A 925-nucleotide genomic window follows, 5' to 3' on the forward strand; every position below is an offset into this window, starting at 1 on the left:
CAGACGGCTCTGTGTGGTGGCGAGGAGGTCGGCGGTGGACTGGAGAGAAAGAAGGTTCTGACGAACCGATGAAGAGAGAACGATACCGGACATTGAGTGTTACCCTTCTGGTACGCAACGCAACAAACTTCGATTAGGATTAATCGATGTCCGGGAAGGTGAACGTCCAGGGCTAACAAAGCATGAAGCGTGTCGCGGRAGTCCTTGCCTGGATTCACCATATGAGCGATCGAAGCAGCATCTGGCTTCGCGGTATCGTCATGATCGGATGATGCTTTTTGATACACCGATGAAGCGTTTGCCACTTGTCAACCATAACTCAGAGTGAGCAATTCGCTGTACCGGAATGCCTTCATCAGCCGAGCGGCACTCTGATGCCGGCACAAAAGAAAGCGGCGGGGCCGAAGCCCCGCCGCCGGATCTTGCTTGCGATGTCTGCCGCTGTTAGCGGAGCAGCTGCAGCACGCTCTGCTGCGACTGGTTGGCCAGCGACAGCGCGGAGACCGCGATCGACTGGCGGGTCGACAGCGCCTGGCTGTTGGCCGCTTCGGYGTTGGTGTCGGCCAGSGTCARGTTGGACGAACCGGTCTGCAGCACGTTGATCAGGCTCTTGTTGAAGTCCTGACGAACCTGCACCACCGAGAGGTTCGAGCCGAGGCTCGAGGCCTCCGAGCGCAGCGTGCTCGACGCGGCGTTCAGGTTCGACAGCACCTTGTTGGTCGCGGAGTTGTCGATGAAGTCAACGCCGCTGGTCAGCGCAGCGAGGCCCAGACCCTTGGAGTTGTAGGTCACGCCGGTGATGCTCAGGTTCGACTTGCCGGTCTCGTCGAACACCAGCTTGAGCTGGTCGCCGTTCAAGAGGTTGACGCCGTTGAACGAGGAGTCCTGCGACGTCGTGTCGATCTGGTTCAGGATGTTGTTGTAC

General features: G+C 58.7%; 1 protein-coding gene. It reads right to left on the reverse strand.

All coding sequences use genetic code 11. The features are described from left to right. Window positions 1-444: 444 nt before the first annotated feature. The coding region (locus AC1D00_RS43035) for a flagellin (RefSeq protein WP_477014911.1) at window positions 445-925 on the reverse strand (481 nt) is incomplete at its 5' end.

It is taken from the genome of Bradyrhizobium sp. P2_E8 (genome assembly GCF_056403875.1).